Annotated in this window: 27 protein-coding genes and 1 pseudogene; 19 read left to right on the forward strand and 9 right to left on the reverse strand. The window is 61.4% G+C overall.

Features of this window, described 5'->3' with window-relative positions; translation table 11 throughout:
* Positions 1-61 precede the first annotated feature (61 nt).
* From GMO_RS14790 to GMO_RS14810, 17 genes and pseudogenes are all read left to right on the forward strand, one after another.
* On the forward strand, positions 62-625 hold the full coding sequence (locus tag GMO_RS14790) for a hypothetical protein (protein WP_175282626.1): 564 nt from the start codon (positions 62-64) through the stop codon (positions 623-625).
* A 17-nt stretch (positions 626-642) separates the two neighbouring features.
* Positions 643-1137, forward strand: a complete 495-nt coding sequence (locus GMO_RS12365) for a phage scaffolding protein (RefSeq protein ID WP_008852769.1) — start codon at positions 643-645, stop codon at positions 1135-1137.
* A 69-nt stretch (positions 1138-1206) separates the two neighbouring features.
* Positions 1207-2586: a hypothetical protein gene (locus tag GMO_RS12370; protein WP_008852770.1), complete on the forward strand. Its 1380-nt coding sequence runs from the start codon at positions 1207-1209 to the stop codon at positions 2584-2586.
* Positions 2587-2656: 70 nt separating this feature from the next.
* On the forward strand, positions 2657-3058 hold the full coding sequence (locus tag GMO_RS12375; protein ID WP_040509713.1) for a hypothetical protein: 402 nt from the start codon (positions 2657-2659) through the stop codon (positions 3056-3058).
* 10 nt (positions 3059-3068) lie between these two features.
* The gene (locus GMO_RS12380; protein WP_008852772.1) at positions 3069-3668 is read left to right on the forward strand and encodes a hypothetical protein; all 600 of its coding nucleotides are present in this window, start codon (positions 3069-3071) and stop codon (positions 3666-3668) included.
* An 11-nt stretch (positions 3669-3679) separates the two neighbouring features.
* The gene (locus GMO_RS12385; protein ID WP_008852773.1) at positions 3680-4537 is read left to right on the forward strand and encodes a hypothetical protein; all 858 of its coding nucleotides are present in this window, start codon (positions 3680-3682) and stop codon (positions 4535-4537) included.
* A pseudogene (locus GMO_RS12390) lies at positions 4494-4757 on the forward strand (phage tail protein); the annotation flags it as partial. The gene GMO_RS12385 and the pseudogene GMO_RS12390, both read left to right, overlap by 44 nt.
* 106 nt (positions 4758-4863) lie before the next feature.
* The gene (locus GMO_RS12395; RefSeq protein ID WP_245528500.1) at positions 4864-5538 is read left to right on the forward strand and encodes a hypothetical protein; all 675 of its coding nucleotides are present in this window, start codon (positions 4864-4866) and stop codon (positions 5536-5538) included.
* Positions 5519-5737, forward strand: coding sequence for a hypothetical protein (locus tag GMO_RS14795; protein ID WP_008852776.1), 219 nt, complete (start codon positions 5519-5521; stop codon positions 5735-5737). Before GMO_RS12395 ends, GMO_RS14795 begins: the two co-directional genes overlap by 20 nt.
* Positions 5734-6357, forward strand: a complete 624-nt coding sequence (locus tag GMO_RS12400; protein WP_008852777.1) for a baseplate assembly protein — start codon at positions 5734-5736, stop codon at positions 6355-6357. Before GMO_RS14795 ends, GMO_RS12400 begins: the two co-directional genes overlap by 4 nt.
* Positions 6354-6713, forward strand: coding sequence for a tail protein (locus tag GMO_RS12405; RefSeq protein WP_008852778.1), 360 nt, complete (start codon positions 6354-6356; stop codon positions 6711-6713). The genes GMO_RS12400 and GMO_RS12405 overlap by 4 nt, the downstream gene beginning before the upstream one ends.
* A 40-nt stretch (positions 6714-6753) precedes the next feature.
* A complete protein-coding gene (locus GMO_RS12410; RefSeq protein WP_008852779.1) occupies positions 6754-7893 on the forward strand; it encodes a baseplate J/gp47 family protein in 1140 nt (379 codons plus the stop codon).
* Between the two features lie 46 nt (positions 7894-7939).
* On the forward strand, positions 7940-8770 hold the full coding sequence (locus tag GMO_RS12415; RefSeq protein WP_245528501.1) for a hypothetical protein: 831 nt from the start codon (positions 7940-7942) through the stop codon (positions 8768-8770).
* A gap of 4 nt (positions 8771-8774) precedes the next feature.
* Complete coding sequence (locus tag GMO_RS14800) at positions 8775-9251, forward strand: hypothetical protein (protein WP_008852781.1); 477 nt, start codon at positions 8775-8777, stop codon at positions 9249-9251.
* On the forward strand, positions 9160-9846 hold the full coding sequence (locus GMO_RS12420; protein ID WP_040509653.1) for a hypothetical protein: 687 nt from the start codon (positions 9160-9162) through the stop codon (positions 9844-9846). The genes GMO_RS14800 and GMO_RS12420 overlap by 92 nt, the downstream gene beginning before the upstream one ends.
* Positions 9846-10481: a hypothetical protein gene (locus GMO_RS14805; RefSeq protein ID WP_008852783.1), complete on the forward strand. Its 636-nt coding sequence runs from the start codon at positions 9846-9848 to the stop codon at positions 10479-10481. Before GMO_RS12420 ends, GMO_RS14805 begins: the two co-directional genes overlap by 1 nt.
* Positions 10482-10486: 5 nt before the next feature.
* The gene (locus tag GMO_RS14810; RefSeq protein ID WP_245528502.1) at positions 10487-11056 is read left to right on the forward strand and encodes a glycine-rich domain-containing protein; all 570 of its coding nucleotides are present in this window, start codon (positions 10487-10489) and stop codon (positions 11054-11056) included.
* Positions 11057-11141: 85 nt separating this feature from the next.
* Here GMO_RS14810 and GMO_RS12430 read toward each other — a convergent pair whose 3' ends face one another.
* From GMO_RS12430 to GMO_RS12470, 9 genes are all read right to left on the reverse strand, one after another.
* Complete coding sequence (locus tag GMO_RS12430) at positions 11142-12461, reverse strand: cytochrome c (RefSeq protein WP_008852785.1); 1320 nt, start codon at positions 12459-12461, stop codon at positions 11142-11144.
* On the reverse strand, positions 12458-14236 hold the full coding sequence (locus GMO_RS12435; RefSeq protein ID WP_008852786.1) for a GMC family oxidoreductase: 1779 nt from the start codon (positions 14234-14236) through the stop codon (positions 12458-12460). The genes GMO_RS12430 and GMO_RS12435 overlap by 4 nt, the downstream gene beginning before the upstream one ends.
* Before the next feature lie 9 nt (positions 14237-14245).
* A complete protein-coding gene (locus tag GMO_RS12440; protein WP_008852787.1) occupies positions 14246-14956 on the reverse strand; it encodes a gluconate 2-dehydrogenase subunit 3 family protein in 711 nt (236 codons plus the stop codon).
* A gap of 134 nt (positions 14957-15090) precedes the next feature.
* Positions 15091-16008: a hypothetical protein gene (locus GMO_RS12445; protein ID WP_008852788.1), complete on the reverse strand. Its 918-nt coding sequence runs from the start codon at positions 16006-16008 to the stop codon at positions 15091-15093.
* 24 nt (positions 16009-16032) lie between these two features.
* Positions 16033-17097: a hypothetical protein gene (locus GMO_RS12450; protein WP_008852789.1), complete on the reverse strand. Its 1065-nt coding sequence runs from the start codon at positions 17095-17097 to the stop codon at positions 16033-16035.
* Positions 17094-18035, reverse strand: coding sequence for an Hsp33 family molecular chaperone HslO (gene hslO, locus GMO_RS12455; protein ID WP_008852790.1), 942 nt, complete (start codon positions 18033-18035; stop codon positions 17094-17096). The genes GMO_RS12450 and hslO overlap by 4 nt, the downstream gene beginning before the upstream one ends.
* Positions 18035-18985 carry an ornithine carbamoyltransferase gene (argF, locus tag GMO_RS12460; protein WP_008852791.1) on the reverse strand — a complete coding sequence of 317 codons (951 nt, stop codon included), beginning with the start codon at positions 18983-18985 and terminating at the stop codon, positions 18035-18037. The genes hslO and argF overlap by 1 nt, the downstream gene beginning before the upstream one ends.
* A gap of 20 nt (positions 18986-19005) precedes the next feature.
* On the reverse strand, positions 19006-20208 hold the full coding sequence (locus GMO_RS12465) for an aspartate aminotransferase family protein (RefSeq protein ID WP_008852792.1): 1203 nt from the start codon (positions 20206-20208) through the stop codon (positions 19006-19008).
* A gap of 152 nt (positions 20209-20360) precedes the next feature.
* A complete protein-coding gene (locus tag GMO_RS12470) occupies positions 20361-21926 on the reverse strand; it encodes a D-aminopeptidase (RefSeq protein WP_040509717.1) in 1566 nt (521 codons plus the stop codon).
* A gap of 65 nt (positions 21927-21991) precedes the next feature.
* Between GMO_RS12470 and GMO_RS12475 the strand changes: the two genes are divergently transcribed.
* A complete protein-coding gene (locus GMO_RS12475) occupies positions 21992-22600 on the forward strand; it encodes a regulatory protein RecX (protein WP_008852794.1) in 609 nt (202 codons plus the stop codon).
* A complete protein-coding gene (locus GMO_RS12480; RefSeq protein ID WP_008852795.1) occupies positions 22597-23079 on the forward strand; it encodes a CHAP domain-containing protein in 483 nt (160 codons plus the stop codon). Before GMO_RS12475 ends, GMO_RS12480 begins: the two co-directional genes overlap by 4 nt.
* Positions 23080-23098: the final 19 nt, after the last annotated feature.

Consider the following 23098-nt stretch of genomic DNA (forward strand, 5'->3'; position numbering starts at 1 on the left):
GGGTCTGAAATACGGGTCCGATCCGACGCTGGTGCTCAAGACGGGAGGGTATTCTGATGGAATGGCGCATCAGGGGGGCGCTGCGTCCGCCCTGACGCTGCCACCGGAAGGGGATGCCAAGCTGCTGGAAATCAACGGCAATGCGGCTGGGGCGGTGCTCGATCATTACCGTGAGCTGCGACAGGTTGTCCTGGAGCAGTTGCACGGCAACCGGGCGCATGGCGAGCGCATTTCGGCCGCGCAGTCCGGCAAGGCCATGGAGATGATGTGCCAGCCGCTGATCTGGCTGACGGACAGGCTGCGTCATTCCTACGGAGAGGGCGGGCTTCTGGCTGTTTACCGGATGGCGTGCCGGTTTTCCTGTGTGCTGGAGAACGGGCTGCGGCTTGGCGGGCGGCTGGTGAAAGATCTGCCGTACTGCCGGATGGGGCTGCGCTGGCCGGGCTGGTTCCCGGCGACGGATGCGGAACTCCTGTCGTTGGCGCAGGGGCTGATGACAGCGGTGGCCCACGGAATTCTGAGCCGCGAAACGGCGGTTCGGATGTTTGCGACGTCTTCTGGCAGTTCCGACCCTGAAGGGGAATGGCGACGGCTGGAAACGTGGAATGCTTCACGGGAAGCGTAATGTGTGACGGAGGTAAGATGTCCGGAGCGGATGAAGACGTGGATGATGTCGTGGCCCTGCGGCAAGCACTGAAGCAGGCGCAGGAAGAAATGGCGACAATGCGCCAGGAAATGGCGGAGGCCAGTGCAAGACAGGAGGCTTTGCAGCGCAGTCACGAGGAGGCGGTGAACCGTATCAGGCAGGACAGTGATCATGAGGTCATTGTTGCTGCGCTGAAGGCTGAGGCGGTCCGTTTCGGGGCGCATAACCCGGATGATGTGGTGCGGCTCATTGATCTTGGAGGGCTGGGCCGGGACGATACGGGCGTAGTGACGGGACTGGAGGAAGCGCTGGAGCAGGCGCGTCGTGAGCGGGCCTATCTTTTCGGAAACATGGTGAAGCCCGGCTCTTTCAGTGGAAACACGATGGGTGTGTCGGCGCCACGGCCGGGAGAGATCGAACCCTTTGATGCGCGCAGTGCCAGCGAGACGGATTACGAAACGCGCAAGTGGCAGTTTCTGGCTCAGGGCTGAGACGCCGGAGCGGATTTGACGGGGTCTGTAATGGGCCGGTTTCATAAATGCATTTTCGGAATGAAATGAATGAGCATCGATAATTTTCCTGTTCAGTTGCAGGCGGCCATCCAGCAGGGTTTTCTGGCGCGCGAATTTGAAAACGGGCTGAAATCCCGTCTGGGCTTCCGTCAGGTGGCGGATCGGGAGATTTTTCCCAATGCGATCGGTGAAACCCTGACCAAGACGCGCAAGAGCCTGAAGGCACCGGTGACGACGCCGATGAACCCGAGCAGCAATACGAATTTTGACAATGGTCTCAGCCCGTCGGGCTGGGCGATCGAGCAGTATACGCTGTCTATCAACCAGTATGGCGATACGATCGACCTGAACATGGTGACGAGTGGCGTGGGGATTGCGTCACAGTTTCTGGCCAATGCCAATACCAATGGCATTCAGGCGATGCAGTCCCTGGATCGGCTGGCGCGCAATACGCTGTTTGGTGGGGCGCAGAATGGTGTGGGTGGATATCTGGGCGGCAATACGCGGGTACGTGTGGCGCTGGGTGCGGATGGAGATACCATTCAGGTGGATGATATTCGCGGTTTTGAACGCGTCATTGTCAATGGCCAGGTGACGTCTGTCGGGACCAGCAATGGCATGACGGTCACGGTCGGATCGGATGTCTATACGCTTGTCAGCGTGACGGCGGATGCGACGAATGTTTCGACGGCGCCGGGCGGTGTTTCCGGGCAGATGACATTCTCGTCCGCTGTGACCGTGGCAGACGGGGCGGAAGGGCAGGCCGTTGTGGCGGCGACGGCGCCGCTGGTGATCCGTCCGCATGGTCGTCTGACGACGGCGGCCCTTCAGACCGCAAGTGCGAACGGACTGGCGGATACGCTGGGTATCCAGCAGGTTCTGGCGGGTGTTGCGACGCTGCGCCGGAATAACGTGCCGATGATCAACGGGGCGTATCACTGCTACGTGGATGACATCCAGCTTCTGTCCCTGTTCCGCGATGATGATTTCAAGCATCTGTATCGCGGGGCCTATGGGTCCGAGGAGTATCGGTCCGGGCAGATTATCGAACTTCTGGGTGTCCGGTTCATTCCGACGACAGAGGCGCCGCAGCAGGCTTCCCTGGGGGCCGGGACGATCCATCGTGCGCTGCTTGTGGGGCAGGGCGCGCTGATCGAGTGTGACTGCTCGCTGACCGGGCATTCGGATATTCCCGATGCTGAGCGTGCGCTGATCGAGCTGGTGGATGGTGTGGCTATGGTGACGCGTGAGCCGCTGGACCGTTTGCGACAGATCATTGCGCAGTCCTGGTACTGGATTGGCGGTTTTGCGCTGCCAACGGATGTGACGGCGGATACGACGGTCATTCCCACCGCGACGAACAGTTATCTCAAACGTGGTGTGGTGATTGAAAGTCTCGGGACGGATGCTCTCGGGCTGACGTTCTGAAGGTCATTCTGCCGAAGGTTATTCCGGGCCCCTGCCAGTTGGCGGGGGCTTTTCTTTCAGGGAGATGGACATGTCTGGGACGGTAGGATTATCGACGGTTCCCCTGACGGATGGGGAAAAGATGGATGTCCGTCGGTTCTGTGGGTATCCGGCGATCGGAACCCGCGAGACGGGGCAGGAATCCTGGCGTTTCTTTCAGGTGGAGGGCGCGCTGGAATGGCGGATGAATGGCCTGTCGGGCGCGGAGCTTCAGCAGGTGAGGCTTTATCTGACGCAGCTTTATCCTCTGGAAACGGCCATTCCGGGAGTGTCGGACAATCTGGATACGGCGCAGGCGGCGAGCTGGTATCATAACGGCCGGGAAGTTCAGGACCGCGTGATGCTGTTCACGCTCTGGCGGCGGCGGTTATGTGCGTTTCTGGGCGTGGCCGGAGGGCTGGAGCTTCAGGGCGGCCGGGAAATCGTCATCTAGGGAGACTGGCATGAGGCAGGGCCTGATTGCGTCCCGTATTGCCCGTGGATATGCAAAAGCGGCTTCCGTTCTGGGATGTGTGGGCGCGCAGTATCGGCCGGCCAGCGGGATCGATCCCATGAAGACGGTTTACGCGCAGCCGACGCTGGCTTTCGATTCGGATCCGGAATTTTCACTGTCACGGCAGCGCAACTGGGGCGTTGTGGCGGATTATGTGCTGACGGACCGGCGGGACGATACGCTGGTCGGTGATATTCTGGTCTGTGACGGGAAGACGTATTTCGTGACGGCCGTGGATGTTCTGCGGCCACCGCTCTGTGTGGCGTGCAGTCGGGTCGTGACGGTCAGTGGTGTGACCGGAACGCAGGAAACGGTCGTCAGCGGGGCACCGGCGGCCATTGTGCTGAAGGCGCGGGGGGAAGCATCCGGAAGTGGTGTGCCGGGTGCGGCCCGTCCGGGACAGTTCCTGCTGTATCTGCCGCTTCTGCCGGGGGTTGTTCTTCAACCGTACATGACGGTGACGACGGATCTGGGAACGACCTACACGGTCAATGCGGTGGAGATGTCCGATTATGGCATCCGCTATACGATGTCGATGCAGCAGGTCTGAGGAGGAAAGCGATGGCGGATGCCTCGGGGATCGGGCTGGCGCTGGCCTATTGCTGTGCGACGGTTCTTTATCCGGATGGTCTTTCAGGCGTGTCGGTTACGGGGCGTCAGACGGTTGTGCGTCGCGGGTGGCTGTTGCCGAGTGATCTTTTTACGGCTGAATCTGTTCGGAACGAAATTAATTTCGTTACTGCAACTATTGCGTCGTCCCGGAATGAGGCATCCGGCTGGGCGGAGCCTCTGGGACAGCCCTGGGAGGTTCTGGAGCGGATTTCTCCGACTGTCAGTGTCTCCAGGGAAGATGGGGAGACGGTGCGGATCATTTTTCCGCCGGATGGGACGGAGGCCTGTGGAGTTGTGGGGCTCTGGTTGGATGATGGTTCGGCTGGTGCGCTCGCGTCCTGTGCGGTTGCGGTGAAGGCGGATGACACGGTGGCTGGTGTGGCGTCCGTTCTGGCGGGAATGCTGGAGGGAGCGGTTGCGCAGGGCGATACGGTATGGGTGCCGGGGCATATGCTGCAGGGCCGTATGGCGGGATATGGGCAGTCCGTCCAAGTCAGCCGGCGTCAGGCGCAACGGTATCGGGTTTCTGTCTGGACGGCGGATGCGATGGTTCGGGAAGGTCTGTCTTCCACGCTCGATACGGCGCTGGCGGGTCTGAACTGGATCACGACGCTGGACGGACGTTCGGCGCAGTTGCGTTTTTTGGACGTGCAGGATGTGGACACCATGCAGAACCAGGCGATTTACCGGCGGGATTTTCTGTATGAGATCGTGTTCGACACGCTTCAGGTCTGCTGGGCGGCGGATATGCTGTTCGGGGTGGGGACAGGGCTGTGGCGTGGGTCTGCTGCATGGTGTGACGGATAGTGCGTCTTACACTGCGCAGGCGGCGTTCGGGCTTGGAGAAGGCGTGTACATGATTGCCGCCGGGCCGGCTTATGACACGATTACCAATGCGGTTTCCGTCAAGGTGTCGAGCGGGCTGGATTCATCGGCGGTCAAGCTGATGTTCGGGGACTGGCTGTGGTGGAATGACGATACGAACGGCATGATGCTTGTCAGGCCGCAGGCTTTTGCGGGGGGTATTTCACTGTTCCATATTGCGGCGCGGGAACTCGGGGATGCCTGTCAGTGGTGGCGTGTTGCTGAGGTAAACGGTCTTCCTGATGGGGTTACGGAGACCTGAAGTTCGGGTGTTGATGGATGGGGGTGAGGACAGTGATCTTTTTCCGGAACGGTTTGAAATCGATTCAAACCGTTATCAGGCCTGTGATGCTGCGTTTGTGCGGTTTGCGGTCAGGCCCGTTGCGGATGTGACGGAGCGGCGCTGGTTTGAGGAGAGTTGTCCGACACGGAAATGGCTTGTTGTGCAGATGCGGGACCGTGAGGCGGAAGAAACGGACTGGCAGATCCTGTTTGAAGGGTTTGTGGACCATCTCCAGTATTCTCCCGAGCAGGGCTTCCTTGACGTGGAATGTCGGGATGCGCTGGCGGCGCTCATGGATCTTCGGGTGCGGGACGGGTGGCTGAACCATACCGTGTCTGATCTTCTTTTGGTTATGGCGGGCGCGGCCGGGTTGTCGGCGGATATCAGCCTGCCGGACGATCAGGCGTCATGGATGAGCGGGCAATTCTGGCAGGTGGAATACAGGCGCAGTGCCCTGCTGTCGCAGCATCGTTTCCAGACGGCGGCGGATCTTGCCTTCACTCTGGCGTCGTGGGATTCCCGTCAGCGGAGCGGGACGCATGCCTATTACGACGGGGTGCATTTTTCGCAGGATGCGCCAGCGGAGGGGGGGTGTTCATTCCTTTCGTGTTCCGGGGCGGCGGCAGGACGATCTCAGGCGGTTGGCCAAGGGAAAATATGACCGGATTGCAGCGCATGGTCTGTCAGTCCGGTTGTCTTTGCCCGGTGTGCCGGGGCTGGAGCCACGTCAGTTCCTGAGAGTGGCGGCCGGGCGTGAGGAGCGGGTTCTGGGTGTGGATCAGGTGATATCCCGTTTTTCGCTGGAAAAGGGGTTCGTACAGGAAGTTGTCCTGAGAGATCGTGGAGGGAGCGTAACGTGAGTGATGCACGGTTTGATGCGGTGTCGCTTCTGAACAGGACGGCTCACACGGTTTTTGGAATCGTTTCGGCGGTCGATCCCGTGAATCATGCGGTCAGGGTCAGGCTTCAGCCGGATGACGTGGAGACGGGCTGGCTTCCCGATATGGGGGGTGTGCAGGCCGGGGATCTGCGTCTGTCCTGTCCTTCGGCGCCTGGCACGCATGTCGTGCTGCAGCCTCTGGAAGGTGATGGAGAGCATCTGGTGGTGACGGGGGCTGTTTACGACACGGTTGTCACGGCACCGGTTTCGCCCTGGACAGGTCGTGTTGCGCAGCCGGGAGAAATGCTTGTCCGGGCTGGATGTGGTGCGCCGCCTGTCACGCCGGGACAGCTGCCGGGCGGGCCATCTGGCAATGGGGACTGGTGGCATGTCGGGCCGGATGATGTGGCGGTCGGGGCGGGAAATGCCCGAATGGTCATACAGAATGATGAAATCCGGTTGTCAGTCGGGGGGGGGGCGCTGGTTCTGGGACCGTCAGGTCTGACGGTAACGGGCGGCGATGTCAGGACGGATCAGCATTCCCTGAACGATCATGTTCCTGTTCTTGGGACTGAAAAGACGGAAGGACCGACCGGATGAGTGCGATCGGGCATTTTTTCGGGGCCGATCTCACGCTGGATCATGGGAGGCTGGAGCTTGTTTCGGATGTGGAGCAGGTCCGGCAGGGTCTTTTGCGCAGGCTTCTGACCATACCCGGACAATATATCTGGCAGCCGGATTATGGAGCCGGGCTGGCTGCAATGGTCGGGCAGGTTGTTGATACGCGGACTATGGAAGCGGTCATTCAGGCGCAGGTTATGGTGGATGCCGGCGTGGATGCCTCTCAGGGCGTGACGGTGACCGTGACGGCTCAGGACGGGGGAGGCTGTGTGTGCCGGGTCTCTTATGTGGATGCCGCAAGCGGGCAGCAGCAGGATTTCGGTTTTTCTTCCTGAAAAAGGTACGGGCCATGGGCCGGTGTGCCAGGGTGATGTAATGTCTCTTTCTCTTCGTTCGTTTGCGACGACGGTCTCCACGGCAGTGGCGACGGCGCAGGCGTCCTGTACTCAGCTGATCGATGTTTCGGTCGGTTCTCCGGCCCGTGCGCTTGTGGAGAGTGTCAGCGGAATTGGTCTGTGGCTTCAGTATCTGCTGCTGCAACTGATGATGCGGACGCGGCTGTCCACGTCCTCGGGGGCAGATTGTGACAGCTTCATCAATGATTTCGGGATGACACGCCTTCCGGGGACAGCCGCTACGGGCATGGTTGTCATGACGTCCTTTTCACCGGGGAGCCAGTCGGCGGTCGTTGTGCCGGGCGTGAAGGTACGTACGGTCTCCGGTCTGTCCTTTTCGGTGGTGAAGGATAGCACGCTTGCAGGCTGGTCTCCGGATGCCGGAGGGTATGTCCGGCCGGCCGGGGTGGGCGCGGTATCCGTGCCGGTGCAGTGTGATGTTGCGGGATGTTCCGGGAATGTGTCGGCGGGTGCACTCTGTCTGATGGGAACAGCCGTTTCCGGGATTGATACGGTCACCAATGAATCCGCGCTCCTGAATAGTTCCGATCAGGAAACGGATGCACAGGTTCGGGCGCGTTTTCCGCTGTGGCTTGCGGCAAAGGCGACTGCCAGCCGGATGGCGGTCGGGAATGCGGTGGAAGGTGTCCAGACCAATCTGCGCTATGCCCTTCGGGACGGCGTTGCTGCGGATGGAACATCCCGTTGCGGGTATTTCACGGCGGTCATCAATGATGGAAGTGGCGCGCCATCCGATCAGCTGCTGGCGAACGCCTATGCGGCGATTGATGCCGTACGGGCGCTGGGCGTCGGGTTCTGTGTGCAGCCTCCCGCCGTGATGACCATGGATGTTTCCATGACGGTCACCGTTCCGGCTTCGGTCCCGGTGACGCAGGCCCGGAGCGCCATTCAAACGGCCATAATGCAGGATATTGCTGCTACGGACGTGGGGGACGGGTATGCGTATAGCCGTCTGTCCTATCTGGCCTATGTGGGGGCCGGTGTGTCGGTGACATCGGTTCTGAATGTTCTCCTGAATGGTGAACAGGCCGATATTCCCGCGAATGGTCAACAGGCATTTGTTGCCGGAAATATCCAGATCACCGTTATCCAGAACTGAACGGACTGGCTTTCGTCCCTGACGGGATGAAGCCGTGAGGAAGGCCATGCCAGTATTCAATACGTATTCGAAACTTGATACCCTGACCGGCGATGAGGTTCTGGTTCTGGCGGATGCCACGGGCAAACGGACTGTCAATGCGACGGCTTCCCAGATTGCCGGGGCGCCAGCCGTTTCGCAGGCGACAGGGGAATTCTACGCGGATCGTGGCGCACATGTCAGTCGCCTTGCGGACCGGCTCCTGGTTGGTGTGGTGGCGGAAAATCCTGCCCTGAGCGACCGGGAGGCGTCATCCGCCAGTGACTGGCTGTCCGAGACCATGGCGAAGACGTCCATTGGTCCGTGGGCCTTGCAGGACGCACAGTGCGCGTCTGTCGCCCGGTATGGGAACAGTGCTTTCGTTGCGGCTTCCCGAACGTCGGATGCAAAGGAAGGAGAAGCGACGCTGGGGTTTCAGCCCAGCTCCATCGGGGTTGCGTCCTGGGGCGTCGCCGATGATACGACCGTGCCCACGACGACGACGGCCTATGCCTATTACGGGGAAGCGTGGCGTCTGCCGAATGTCAATTATCAGCCGACTTTCTGTATGGAGCTTGAGGCCGTCAATCTGGGTGGGCTGGCGATCGGGCAGTCCACGCCGTACTCACCGAATGTTGGCGGGGGAGTCTATGCGCTTCAGCTTGGTGCAGGGGGCGGACAGACATCCGGAACATCGGACGCGGCGGCGGGGATCGTGTTCGTTTCCAAATCCGAATGCGTGGCAGACGGGGATTGTCTTCGGGGCGACGGCCCTGAGCGGGACGGACGGGAAAGACACCGGATATGGCTCGGCTGTTTCGCTGGCGCGGAACCATGCGCTGGAATGGCATACGCCTGAAACCGTGTCGGGCCAGACGGGTGGAAATGTTGGAGCGTTCATCCGCTCGACCGTGACTGAGCATGCCAGTGGTGTGCGGCAGGAATTCGTGGATGATGGAATCCTGTTCAGCAATATCGAGGGGGCCACGCTTTTTTCCGTCGCGAGTTCGGAAAATCCGACGAATATGCTTCAGGTTCAGGCCGGAACCGGGACACAGGCGGCAGGGCTCTATGTTCAGGCGGGTCAGGATGGCTCGACCAATCTGGGGCTTTTCCCGGGGGCGGGTGGAGAGCTGCAGATCACGTCTCCTGTTTCCAACGCGGGCGGGGCTTTGCCCGCGACGGCTGATGGCGGATTTCTGCACATCAACATCAACGGAGCGGATTACCGGATTCCATTGGTGAGCGATGGCTGTAGTTTACGACCGTCAGGGCGAACCTTTGCAGGCCACGGATGGCAAGGCGCTGCTGGATACGGGTGTTATCCCCGGATCGATTGATGATTTTGCGAACCGTCTGAGAAGTCTGCTGCCGATCGGATGGTTTCCTGCGCCTCCGCAGGGGCTGGAAGAGGAACAGGCGCCTGTTCTGGTGGCGATGCTGCGTGGTTTTGCGTCGGTGCTGGCGGGTATCTGGACGCTGGCTCAGGATTGCGAAAGCCAGATGCGGCTTTCAGACATGAGCGGTGGTTTTCTGGACATGGCCGCCGAGGATTATTTTGGCAGCGGGGAACTGCCGCGCCAGACGCAGGAAAGCGATTCCGCATATCATGCACGCATCGTCTCGTCCCTGATTGCGACGAAAAATACGCGGCGAGCGGTTCGGGATGCGCTGTTGGGGGTGACCGGTGTGGAGCCAGTTCTCATTGAGCCGCAGAACGCCAGTGACTGTCATGCCTTCGGGACGGGAAATGCCCCTGCCCTGGGGGGCGGGTATGGCTATGGCTGCGCGGGGCTGCGTTACGGCAGCCTGCAGGGTGGGCAGTTCTTTGTGGAAACGGGGATGGGATCGGCTTCCGGCAGGGAGGCTGTTCTGCGGGTTATTGAACAGACGAAGGCCATAGGCGTGACGGGCTGGGTCAGGATGGAGACGTAATGGATCGGGCAATAGTTTATGCGGGTTCGGTTCCGCTCGATACGGATCTTCTTCGGGTCGGTCGGCACGGGAAAAGCAGCATCGGGCAGATGGCCGACATGGTTTACGGTTCGGGTGTTACGGCAGCGACCGGTCTGACCTGCGCCCTGTCTTCGGACAGTCTGGCGGTGACCGTCGGGGCGGGCTCCATCACGGCGCCGGGCGTCATGGATGTGCAGACGCTGGGAGGGAATGGCGGCGGCCTGGAAGCGGATGGCGCCACGGTGACGTGCCAGTATATCAATCCGGCCGCCCAGACGGTCATGCTGGTGGGAAGCGGCGCGACCTATACGGTTTTTGCCGTCTGTTCCGAGCAGGACGTTGACCAGACCCTTCTGCCATTTTTCAATGTTTCCAATCCTGCGCAGACACAGGCCGGGATTGGTAATGACGGGACTGCGCTACCGACGCGGCGGCAGGCCGGCATGACGTTCGTGGTGTCTACCGTGGCCCCGCAGGCGCCGGCTGGCGGATGTGTCGTGGCGCTTTACACCCTGACGGTGGCGCAGGGGGTGACGACACTGGCGGGTATTACGCCCCAGCCGGAGCGTGTTTCTGGCCGACGCTTCCCGAACTGGCGACGCAGACTCTGCTGAAGGCGGTGGCTGAACCCATGGCCATCATCATGGCAGACACATCCATGACCGTTCCAGCATGGGCAACGCGGGTTGAACTCCGGGCCATTGGCGGCGGTGGGGGTGGATCGTCCTCTCTTGCGACGGATACGACAGGATCATTCTGCGGTGCCGGTGGTGGGGCGGGAGGCGATGCCTGGGGTGTTTATGCCGTCAGTCCCACAGGCGGGGGGCTATCCGTGACAGTCGGACGGGGCGGCCCTTCGGAGCAGACCGGCGGGCCGACGCTTGTGAGTTATGAGGGGCAGACCCTTCTTCAGGCTGAAGGAGGGCAGGGCGGACTGTTTTACAGTACGGATGGCTCTGCGGGCGGGACGGGAGGTCTTGCCTCCGGTGGGACGCTCTGGGATCAGACCGGGACATCCGGTGGGGATGGCCAGAGCGGGGCTTATACGTTTTCAGGCTATGGGGGGCGGCCCCTGGGGTGGTGGTGGACGGTGCGGCAATCAGGCTGGCAAAGACGCTACCCGCTTTGGTGCAGGCGGCGGCGGTGCATATTCTGCGTCCGCAACAAATGTGCGCTCTATTGGCGGTAGCGGTTATCAGGGATGTGTTCTGTATCGTTTTCTGCCGTGACGTTACAGGAACAGCCCGTGGGACTGATCCCGCGGGCTGTTTGTTTCAGTTCAGGGAAAGATTGCCGTCTGCCATGTTGGGGGGTGGCATGCTTGCTTTCAGTTTGCGAACATCATCCGCACTGACGGCAGGCGCTTTGTTGCCCCATGCCTGACGGATGAATGTCACGACATCCGCGATGTCCTCGTCGCTCAGCTTTTTCCCGAAGCTCGGCATCGTGAAGCCGGAGGGCGCTGCCTCCATGCCTGGTAATGCTGCGCCGCGCTGGACGATATGAACGAGGGACGCCGGGTCTTCTCCCATCACGACAGGATTACCGGCCAGGGGCGGAAAGACAGAAGGATAGCCTTTGCCATCCGTGCGATGGCAGGCCGCACAGCGATCCACGTAAACCTTGGCGCCCCTCTGTGAGAGATCGGCCCTGTGCAGGGCATTGGCCGTGGCAGGGTCATTCTGCCATTTGTCTTCGCCCTGCCGGGTGGGCGGGAGGCTCAGCAGATATTTGGCGATCGCTGTCAGGTCGGCATCCGTCAGATGTTGCGTGCCATGCATGACGGCTTCGGTCATGGAGCCGAAACTGGCGCTTCTGGCATTTCTGCCCGTCTTCAGAAAAGCAACGATATCTTCTTCCGACCACCGGCCAAGACCTGTCCGGTCTTCCTGCCGCAGCGAAGGCGGCATCCAACCATCCACTTCTGCTCCGCCCGCGAGATATTGCGGACTCTCGGATGATGTCAGGGCTTTTTCCTGCATCGTGATGGCTCGCGGGGAATGACAGGCACCGCAATGTGCCGGGCCTTCCACAAGATATGCACCCCGGGCCAGCTGGGGATCGGTATATTCCTTCAGCGTTGTGGTCTGGGCCTTGGCGGGGGCAGGAGCGAACATCCAGCGCCAGAAAGTCAGTGGCCAGCGCATTGAGAGCGGCCAGGTGATTTCGTTGGATGGTGGTGAAACCGCTGCGGCCTTTACGCCATCGTGGAAATAGGCATAGAGGGCTTGGATATCCTCATCCGTCAGGCGCGCATAGGACGGGTAGGGCATGGCGGGGTAAAGTGTGGCGCCGTCCCGCCGGATACCCTGACGGAGGGCGCGAGCGAATTCGGCTTCCGAATAACGGCCAATGCCGTGATCCGGGTCTGGGGTAATGTTCGTGGAATAGATTTTCCCGATCGGCAGCGAAAAGGACGTCCCCCCGGAATAAGCTGGGCGGCCCTTGGTGGAGTGGCAGGCTGCGCAGTCGGAAGCTGCTGCCAGATAATGTCCTTTTTCGATCAGGGACTGATCGGGAGCTGCGGCTTCCGCGACGGAAAGCCCGAGAACGAGCGATGTGCCGGCGGCCGTCAGCGACAGGATACGCTTCATGCGTCCACCAGCGGGCCCGGGGATTTCAGATAGGTCGTGCGGATATGGTAAGCGGCCCAGTAGGCCAGCGCCGCCACCATGCCAGTGGGGTTATATCCCATTCCCTGCGGGAAGGCGTTTGATCCGATAACGAAAAGGTTCGAAACGTCCCAGCTCTGGAGGTAGCGGTTCAGGGCGCTGGTTTTCGGGTCCGTTCCCATGATGGCGCCTCCGCCCAGATGGGTTGTCTGGTAACGGCGGGTATCGAACGGCTCTCCCTGATTCAGATGAACCAGATTCATTTTTGTCGCCCCCATGGCGCGGGCAATCGGTTCGATTTTGCTGACGACATACTGGTTCATGCGGATGTCATTGTCCTTCCAGGTGAAGGTCATGCGCAGTAACGGCTGCCCGTAAGCGTCCTTCCAGGTCGGGTCCAGGTCCAAATAGACATCCCGGTACGCCATGTTGCTGCCATGGGCATCGATCCCGATGGAATGACGGTAACTGTCAATCAGTGCGCCTTTGTAGGCTGATCCCCAGCGCGGTGTGCCGCCACCGCCGGTGGAAACGGCGGCGGCGATGGGCTTGAGGCCTGCCTGATTCACCCAGACCGGCGATCCCCCGACAAAACCGAGCGGTCCGTGATCGAAGTTCATGCTGTTGAAATCGTCAATGGCCACACCGGCCCCACCGGCACCGACGAACTGGTTCGTATAGCGGGAGGGTGGAAGCCAGACGCGCGACGAGGTGATCGTCTGGTAAACGAAATTGCGTCCTATCGTGCCGGTATTGCTGACGGGATCGTACGGCTTTCCGATCCCGGACAGCAGCATGAGATGAACGTTGTGAAACTGGAACGCACTCAGAATGACCAGATCGGCCGAGAGTGAGATTTCCTTGCGGGTTTTCGTGTCCAGATAGGTCACCCCCGTTGCTTTCGTGCGGGTGCTGTCCAGTGTGATGCGCGTGACATGCGCGTTGGAAATCAGACTGAATCGTGGGTCCTGCCGCAGGGCGGGCAGGATGTTCACATTCGGTGACGCCTTGGAATAGAGGTAACAGTCATATCCGCTGCAATATCCGCAGAAATTGCAGGGCCCCATCTGGCAGCCATAGGTGTTGGTATAGGGGCGGGACGCATTGGCCGCGGGCAGGGCGTAGGGGTGGTATCCCGCCTGTGCGGCGGCGGTCCGGAAGGTGGCGGCGGAGAACGTGTCTTTCATGGGGGGAAGTGGGAAGTCCTCATCCCGGTCCGGAGCAAAAACGTTCCCGTCCCCGACTTTCTTCCCCTTTACGGTGTAGGCAACGCCGGACGTGCCGAAAACTTTTTCCGCTTTGTAGAAAAACGGCTCCAGCTCTTCATAGGTGACACCATAATCCTGAAGGTTCATGCCTTCGGGAATGAACTTTTCTCCGTACCGCTCTATGGTGGCGCTGCGCAGGCGCAGGTCATCCGGTGCGACACGGAAATGTACGCCCGACCAGTGAAGTCCCGCGCCGCCCACGCCTTCACCTGGCAGGAATGCCGCAAGCTGACGATAGGGCAGGGCAGTCTGGTCGATGGTATTGCGGATGGTGACGGTGGACTGTGACAGGTCCTGAAACAGCCGCTTGCGGATGGCGCCGCGGAGTTCATCAATGGATGAGGGATAGGCCCCTTCCACCGCTGTAACCCGTTCTCCGCCACGTTCCAGCATGATGACGGACAGACCGGCTTCGGTCAGTTCCTTGGCCAGGATGGAACCGGCCCATCCCGCCCCGATGACGATGGCATCTGCATGTTTGGTGCTCATGGGAAACCTTCAGGCCTGTTCGCCATTGATGGAGACAGGACCAAGCGGGTAGGGCGCCCCGTCCTGATTGACCCAGTCCATGAAGTCCGCCCTTGCGCCGGGGAAGCCCAGCATCGTCCAGCCGCCCATCCGGCGGTTTCCACCATAGAGGGGGTCCGCGAAGGCGCCTTCGAGCGTGTTGGTCCGGAGCTGCTCGAAAAAGACCCGCCCGGGAACATCCCCCAGAACCAGCGACCCACCTTCCAGCGCCGTCAGGACTTCATCCTGTTCGAGCGGGGATAGATCCGCAAAGACCTTTCCGTGTTGCTGTCTGGTATAGGCGTCGGCCTGCGCGATGCCGTGGCGGTACAGGTCCTGCGGAGTGAAGGGAAGCTGATACCCCAGATTGGCCGGACCCTGCTGGAATGGACCGGACATGTACCAAGTGCTGCCCTTTCCGTAAGGCGTATCCATCTGCCGGTCGATGAACTCCGCCACGCCGAGCATGTGCGCTCCGGGGCCGTACTGGTCCTGCGGGAAGAGACGTTCACTCGCGGCATCCACGAAACGATATTCCGCAGGCGTGAAGAATGCGGGCTGATAGGGTTTTTCAGCATCCCGTGCGAGTGCTTCCGCCCAGTGCAGATTTTCCGGCAGGAACCAGAAAGACGTGGTTCCCAGAAGGCCTTTTACAAAACTGCGACGTAACGGACGAGGAAGGATCGATTCCTTTGGCGGCACACGGTACTCCAGAAAAACAGGGGGAATGTTCTGAAAATGGATATTCCACGAATTACGGGTGGCTTTCCAATAAACAATGCCTTGAGCGAACGTCTTTCCGCAGCCTGAAAAGACGTTCCGCGCGGGGGTGTCCCTTACTGGCCGGACGTGCTGCCCTGCGTTGCGGAAGGAAGCTGCAATGTTCCGGGTGCGGGAGAATGCTGCCGTGCGCCTGATGATGTGGTTGTCGTGCCGCCCTCTTCGCTGCCTTCGCCACCTGTCGGGAAAATGGCATCCGGCTCCGTCGGGGCTGTGGCGGATGGCGCCGCCGTATTTGTGGTCGCAGAGGGTTGATCGAGATCCGGTGTGGACACTTTGACGTCCGGCGTTGTGACAACCGGCATTGTGATGGAAGGCGTGGTGGCCGTCGTGCTGCCGGCAGCAGGGGAAGCGGCAGGAACGGCTGCTGCAGGTTCTGTTCCCGGTGCGCCCAGTGTCTGCTGCTGGACGCCCCCGCCTACAAGCGGATTCCCTGTCGCGTCCGTCATCCAGTTCAGCAGTTTTTTGCGGATCTGGAATTCCAGTTCCACATTCATGTCCTGCATCATGCGGTTGGTCAGGTCATACAGTTCTGCCCGGGAAGTCGGATCCCTGTCTCCGGCATCAAGCTTGCGGGTGATGCGGGCGTGAATATAGCCTGTGTGCTGGTTATTGGCGTCAGCGACATTCAGCTGCACATCCAGCGCACCGGAAATGGCATTGCCACCAGCTGGTTCGATATAGGCCTGCCGGATGATGAAATCAGCCTTGCCGGAAGCCCCGCTGGCCATCAGCCTCTGGGTCGCCATCGTTTTCAAGGCCTGGTCAGGTGGCGTCGGAGCCTTGGATGACAGGGAACCGGGGGCGGGGACAGCCTCGTCCTGTATATTGATGTTTGCTACGTTCAGATGCAGCGTGGACAGATAGCTGTAATCCGCTGGCGGAAATGTCTGTGTGCCGCTGTCGCCGCTGCACCCGGCCAGTCCGAGAGAAAACGCCAGAACTGCTGCTCCGGCCCAGTAGCGCAAACCCATAGCCCTGACTTCCTCTATTCTGCTTCAGGTGCGTCTGAACAATGATTTGAGGCGTCCTGTCCAGCCTTTATTCGTCGCAGACGGTGGAGTGGAGGGTTGTGCGGGTGCCGGCTGAGGGGGAAGGAAAGACTTTTCTGACGCTTCGTGGGGTGAATCCGCGTTTTTCGTCCCGGAAGTGTCGCTCATCTGAGGTGGTGGCTCATTCGGACGGGGGGCCTCGTTATCGGGCTTCTGGTCCGATGGTGGCGGGGCCGTATTGTCCGGCTTTGCGAAACTTCGCTTCGAGGCTTGTCCTACGCCGAAATCCTCCGGACGGAACGGCCGGGCAGCCCGAATGGCCTCTGCATGATCCGGATGCGTGGCATACCAGCCCAGAATGAAGCTTGGCAGGAAGGCTCCCAGCGGATCTTCACTGATGAGAAGCGGTCCCTGCGGGTAATAGAAGGAAGGTCGACGATCAGGCTGTCCATCGTTCCAGATCAGGTAGAATACGATCTGTTCGGCTTCGTCATGGAAGCGATAGGCCGTGTATCCGGCCACAGGCATGGACAGCTGCGCTCGTAAGGGCAGGTCAGAGAAGGGAGACGCGACGACCAGCGCCTCACTGCCCCGACGGGATGACAGCAGGATCTTTAGCCGGTTTTCCTTGATGACACGCCCGTCCGGACAGGTCAGGGCGTCTCCATTGTCAGGGGCGGGAGGCGGCATAAGGATCGTATGGGGGGCATGGCGATTGAGCCACGCGCCTGTCAGTTCATTCAGGGCCGGCTGCGCCAGGTCCGTCACGAACCGGCTGGCGTCTTCGCGGCTGTTTCCTGCCAGAACGCCTTCAGCCAGTGGCCAGAACACTGGGTCCATCCCTGTCAGGAGGCGGTTCTGGACATCCGCTTCCAGAACCATGACGTGGCTTCCGACATAACTGTCGTTTTCCAGCCACCAGCAGGCCTGCCGGCCGCTCTGCTCATCCTGCAGGACAACCGCCTCGAAACTCTCAGCCGCGGGCTGGCGACTCAGTGCCACCCAGCCGGGATACAGCCGCTCGACCGGAGCATCATCGAGCCGGACTCCCTCAAGCAGCGGGACAGTCATTCAGGCTGCTTCCCCAGTTCATCGCGCGCGAAACGGAAATCCGTGTTGCAGAACTCGCATTTCATCGTAATGGTCCCGTCTTCCGCCATATGGTCCAGATCGTCCGTTCCGAACCGTTCCAGAACGGAGGCCAGCCGCGCGCGGCTGCACCGGCAGCCATAAGCCAGGGCCCGCGGCGGCGCGACCTGGACACCCAACGTCCCGAACAGCCGAAAGATCAACGTATCGCTTCCCAGCGTTTCGTCGAACAGTTCGGTGTCCTGAAGGGTTTCCCCGAATGTGCAGGCTGTCTCCCAGGCGTCATCGTCGCGGGTTTCGGGATGCGCGTTTTCTATGCCGCCCTCTTCCGCGATCCGCTCCAGAACAAGTGCGCCCGCCTGCCATCCGTCCACCGTTTTCCGGCAGAACAGTTTGATCCAGCAGTCATGCTGCTCGCTGGTCTGGAAGTAATGCATGGCCATGTCGGCCAGCGTGCCCCCCGTGAGTTCCACGATGCCCTGGTGGCGTTCCATCTCCGCCCCCTGATCGACCGTGAACGCCAGATAGCCATTTCCGAGCAGACCACGATCCGTTTCGGGAAGCGCTTCACGATCGGCGTTTTCCTCCAGCCGGGCAAAGCTCCGGACATCCCCCGTATCGGTGGCGTCGGCCGCAAGAAGGGAGACCGGACCGTCTCCCTTGACCTGAAGGGAGAAGGAGCCCTTGAACTTCAGGGCGGAAGCCATGGCGGCCACCAGGGCTACGGCCTTGCCCATGAGTGTCAGAACCGCGTCGGGATTTTCGGCGTGGCGGGACAGAAGGGCATCGGCCAGTGGTCCAAGACGGACAAGCCGCCCCCGAACGGGCGAGTGCTCCAGATGGAATGGGACGATACCGCCCGCCACCACTAGATTGGGAACAGCCGGGCGGTTTGTGTCAAGGAATGCTGGCGTATCCATCAGATGCTGTCTCTCCCAAGGGCCCAGAGCAGCAGACCCTTCTGCGTATGCAGGCGGTTTTCCGCCTCCTCGAAAACGACGGACGCCGGGCTTTCGAAAACCTTCGACGTCACTTCTTCTCCGATATGGGCAGGCAGGCAGTGCAGGAACAGGGCATCGGGCGCAGCTTTCGCCATCAGGGCCGTATCCACCTGATACGGGCGGAAGGATTTCAGCCGTGTTTCACGGTCCTTGTCCCCCATGCTGACCCATGTATCCGTCAGGACGGCGTCTGCGCCCGCAACGGCTTCAGACGGGTCCGTGAAGACGTCGATCTTCGCTCCGTGTGCCCGCGCCCAGGCGACCGCGCTTTCACTCGGAGCGAAGGCCTCGGGCGTGGCTAGACGGACATTGAACCCCAGCAGGGCCGCGCCTTCCATCAGGGACGTCGCGACATTGTTGCCATCCCCGACCCAGGCGAGGGTCCTGTCCTTGATCGGGCCGCGATGTTCCTCGAAGGTCAGGACATCCGCGAGGATCTGGATCGGATGGGACACGGGTGTCAGGCCGTTGATGACCGGGACCGTGCTCCATTTCGCCAGTTCGCGCAGGTTTGCGTCCTTGCCTGTCCGCAGGACGATCACGTCCAGAAACCGCGACAGGACGCGTGCCGTATCGGCAATGCTTTCGCCCCGGCCAAGCTGCATGTCACCGGGAGACAGGACCGAAACCGATCCTCCAAGCTGGCCCATGCCGACCTCGAAGGAAACCCGGGTCCGGGTGGAGGGCTGGGCGAGCATGAGACCCAGCGTGCGCCCTTCCAGAGGACGGTCCGGATGCATGGGGTTGCGGCGACCGTTCTGCAGTGCCTTTACATGAGCGGAAAGATCCAGGATGTGCCGGATGACTGACGGTTCAAAATCCTTCAGGTCAAGGAAATGGCGGGGCGCCTGCTGTTCGTTGCTGGTCATCCGGGGTGCATCTGCCGAACTCACGAAACCTTCTCCTGCTTGTCTGCTGTTTCTGCGGCGAGAATCTGCGCGGCTTTCACCAGCCGTTCACAGGCCTCGCGGCAGTCGTCTTCCGTCACGATCAGGGGGGGCACCAGACGCAGGACATTGTCTCCCGCCGTGACCGTCAGAAGCTGCTGGTCCAGAACCGCCGCCACGACTTCTCCGACGGGCGGAACACAGTGCAGTCCCCGCATCAGGCCGATCCCGCGGACCCCGTCAAAAATCCCGCCTGACCGCCTGACCACATCTTCGAGCATGACGCCGAAAGCGTCTCCGACCCTGCGGACCTGCTCCAGGAAACCGGGCGACAGGATTTCCCCCAGAACCGTCAGCCCGGCCGAACAGGCCAGCGGATTGCCTCCGAAGGTGGTGCCGTGCGTTCCCGGCGTCAGGTGCTTCGCCAGCGCCTCCGTGGCCAGAACGGCTCCGATCGGGAAACCCCCGCCCAGCCCCTTGGCGACGGAAATCACATCCGGCTTCACGCCATACCACTCATGCGCGAACAGTTTGCCCGTCCGGCCCACGCCGGTCTGGACCTCATCGAAGCCGAGATAGAGCCCGTATTCGTCACAGACGGCGCGCAGGGCTGCCATGAATTCCTTCGTGGCGGGCTTGATGCCGCTTTCGCCCTGAACGGGTTCGACGATGATGCCTGCCGTTTCCGGCGTGATCGCGGCGCGCAGGGTGTTGGAGTTGCTGAACGGGGCGTGATCGAAACCTTCCACAACCGGCCCGAAGCCTTTCTGGTAGGCCGGATTGCCGGTGGCGGAGATCATGGCCAGTGTCCGGCCATGGAATGCCCCGTTGAAGCACAGGATGCGGGTGCGCTCCGGATGGCCGTTCTCGAACTGTGCGCGGCGCATGAGCTTCGCCATGCCCTCATTCGCCTCGGCGCCGGAGTTGCAGAACAGGACCGAGTCCGCGAACGTATTTTCGACCAGCGTCTCTGCCAGGCGTTCCCCCTCCGGAATCCGGTACAGGTTCGAGACGTGCATGACCTTGGCAGCCTGATCCGCAATGGCTTTCACCAGTTTCGGGTGGGCATGCCCCAGGGAGGACACCGCGATGCCGGCCCCGAAATCGAGATATCGTCGTCCGTTCGTCGCCGTCAGCCAGACGCCTTCGCCCTGCTCGAAAGCAAGGTCGGCACGTTTGTAATTGGGCATGAGAGCGGGGATCATGATGGATCTCGATTTTGGGTTGGAACAGGTTGCAAAAAAACAGGAAGGCGGAACTGAAAAACCCTGCACCGGTATGCCCGGGGCAGGGCCTGAAAACTCCGCTGAACTATTGTGGGGCAGAAAATCGATCCGTCAAACCCCCACTTTACGATTCAGACACGTTGATAAAGCAGATCACGCGCCAGCCAGCATCCGACGCGCACGGCGTTGACGCCCGTGGAGTCCCGCTCGAAGGCCAGTGTCCAGTCTCCCGGTGCGGTGTGGTCCAGTGCGCGCGGGCAGGGCAGAACCCAGACATCCCGTGCGAGCCGCTGGAGCGGTTCCATCCGTCCGTCTCCCAGAATGCCCGAGAAGCCGCCATAGAGTACGCCTCCCGCAAGGGTGACCGTGACGGCGGCCTCGTCCAGTTCCTCGCAGCGATAGACGCCGTCCAGATCCTCGATGCTTTCGCCGGGTGTGGTGTCGCAGCGCGTCAGGATTCCGGTACGGTTTTCTCCCGGCCGCTCCATCCGCACCTCGTCGCCCTGCGCGGTGACGGTCACGCCCGTACCCTGCGCCCGGTCCGGTGAAAGGCCGTCGAGCATTTCCGGAATCATCATGTAGCGCAGACGCGCACCGTCCGGTGCCGGTTCGATCCGTGCCGAAAGTCCGGTCTCCCGTTCCAGATAGGTGCCATAGAGTGCATCGGGCTGCTGTGTAGTGCGGTCCGCTTCATACGGGACACCCAGAACCGCGGCCAGAACCTGCGCGGAGGCTACCTGAGTGGCGGACATGTGATTGAACATGACCACGACCGAGATCCGTTCGGACGCGACATGCAGCCTGTGAGACCGCCAGCCCCTCAGCGCGCCGCCATGCATCGTCACGTCACGACCGAACATGGTCGTGCGTTGCAGGCCGAACCCGTAAGGCGCGTTCACTCCGTCCCGGAATGTCACGGGCGCGCTCAGCCGGTTGTAGAGCCCGTCCGGAGCGTCACGCGTGGCATCAATGAACTTTTCCCATGCGATCATGTCATCCAGCGATGCCCCCAGACCGGCATCCCCGGTCCAGTAGATATTGTTGACCGCAGGGCAGAATCCGCTCTCCACGGACCCTTCATATCCTACCGTGCCATCCGGCATGGCCCGCGTCTCGGCCGCCAGAAAGGCCCGTTCCATTCCGACCGGATTGAAGATCGAGGTCTGGAGCAGCTCGGCGAATCCGCGATCCGTCCGGTCCTGAAGGATGTCGGAGATCAGCCGGAAATTCTGGTTCACATAGGAATAGGACGTGCCGGGCTGGAACTGGAGCGTCCGCGTTCCGTTGATGACGCGCTCTGCTTCCCGGTCCCCGAAATACCCCTCGACCGGTGCACCATGCAGCATCGCCACCGCCCAGTAATCCCTCAGCCCGGACTGGTTGTGCGCCAGGTGCAGTAGTCCGGGGGCGGGTTCGTCCAGTTGTGGCAGGCGGTCATCCACATCGCCGTCCAGTTCGGACGGGTTGCCGAACAGGTCCAGCAGGACGCCGCAGGTGAACTGCTTGGTGATCGAGCACATCCGGAACAGCGAGGATGGCGTAAAGGGGATGTGCCGTTCCGCATTGGCATATCCCCATCCATGTCGCACCAGAACCTCTCCGTCCTTCAGGACGGCCACAGCGCCGCCGGGGCCGGGGAAGCGGACGGGAAGGGCGGAGACGGCCGCGTCAAGACGGGCGGAAAGAGAGTCGCTCATGGCGGGAATGATGGCGTCATACAGCCTTGCCGTAAATGCCCTCCGCGTCCCATAATCCATTCCCTATGGACGAGATCCCACCCGCTCCGGATGCCAGGACCCTGCGCGAGACCGCGCTGGCCCACGTCGCCCGTTTCGCCACGACCGAGCAGGGGCTGAGACAGGTGCTCGACCGTCGCCTGCGGCGCTGGGGCGTACGGGCAGAGCGGGGCGGCATGATGGCGGAAGATATCGAAGCCATGATCGCGGCTCTGAGGCCCGCCATCGAGGACGTTTTGGGCAGCATGGCGCAGCTTGGCGCCATCGACGATGCCGGTTTTGCCCGCTCTCGGGCCCTGAGCCTGACCCGGACGGGGCGTTCCCGCCGTGCCGTTGCCGCCCATCTCGTTACGAAAGGCGTGGATCAGAACACCACGCAGAATGCTTTGGACGAGTCGCTCGGTGCCCGGGCCGATGAAAGTGCCCGCGAGGCCGAACTGGCAGCGGCCCTTGTGCTCGCGCGCAAGCGGTGTCTTGGTCCCTTCCGCCGTCCCGATCGACCGGAGGAAGAGCCGATGAAGGCACTGGGCATCTTCGCCCGGAACGGCTTTTCGCGCGATGTGGCGCAGGCTGCCCTCGACATGGACCCCGATGAGGCGGAAGACCGGATCATCGCTTTCAGGAGCCGACCGTGAAGAAACTTTCCGTCCTTCTCCTCCTCAGCCTCGCAGCCTGTGGGGGAGGACGGGAATACAGCCGCGCCAGTTTTAACGGGCCGCTCCAGTGCGCGCCCTACGCCCGTGCCCGGACCGGTCTGAAACTGAGCGGAACCGCTGCATCGTGGTGGCGTCAGTCCGCCGGGCGCTATGCCCATACCCATGTGCCCCGGCCGGGTGAGGTACTGGTCTTCCGCGCAACCTCCCGCGTTCCGAGCGGGCATGTTTCCATTGTCCGGCGACAGGTTTCCGACCGGACGATTCTGGTCGATCATGCCAACTGGGAGCCGGGCCGGATCGACCGCAACGTCCCGATCACCGACATTTCCCCCTCCCATGACTGGACGCTGGTGCGTGTCTGGTGGGCGCCTGTCCATGCCGTCGGACGACGGGCCTATCCGACCTATGGCTTCATTTCCCCCCGCATCTCTCTCGCGGACATGAACGATGCGTCCTGAACCAGTGCTTGCACAATCG

Source organism: Gluconobacter morbifer G707 (assembly GCF_000234355.1).
GTDB lineage: Bacteria > Pseudomonadota > Alphaproteobacteria > Acetobacterales > Acetobacteraceae > Gluconobacter > Gluconobacter morbifer.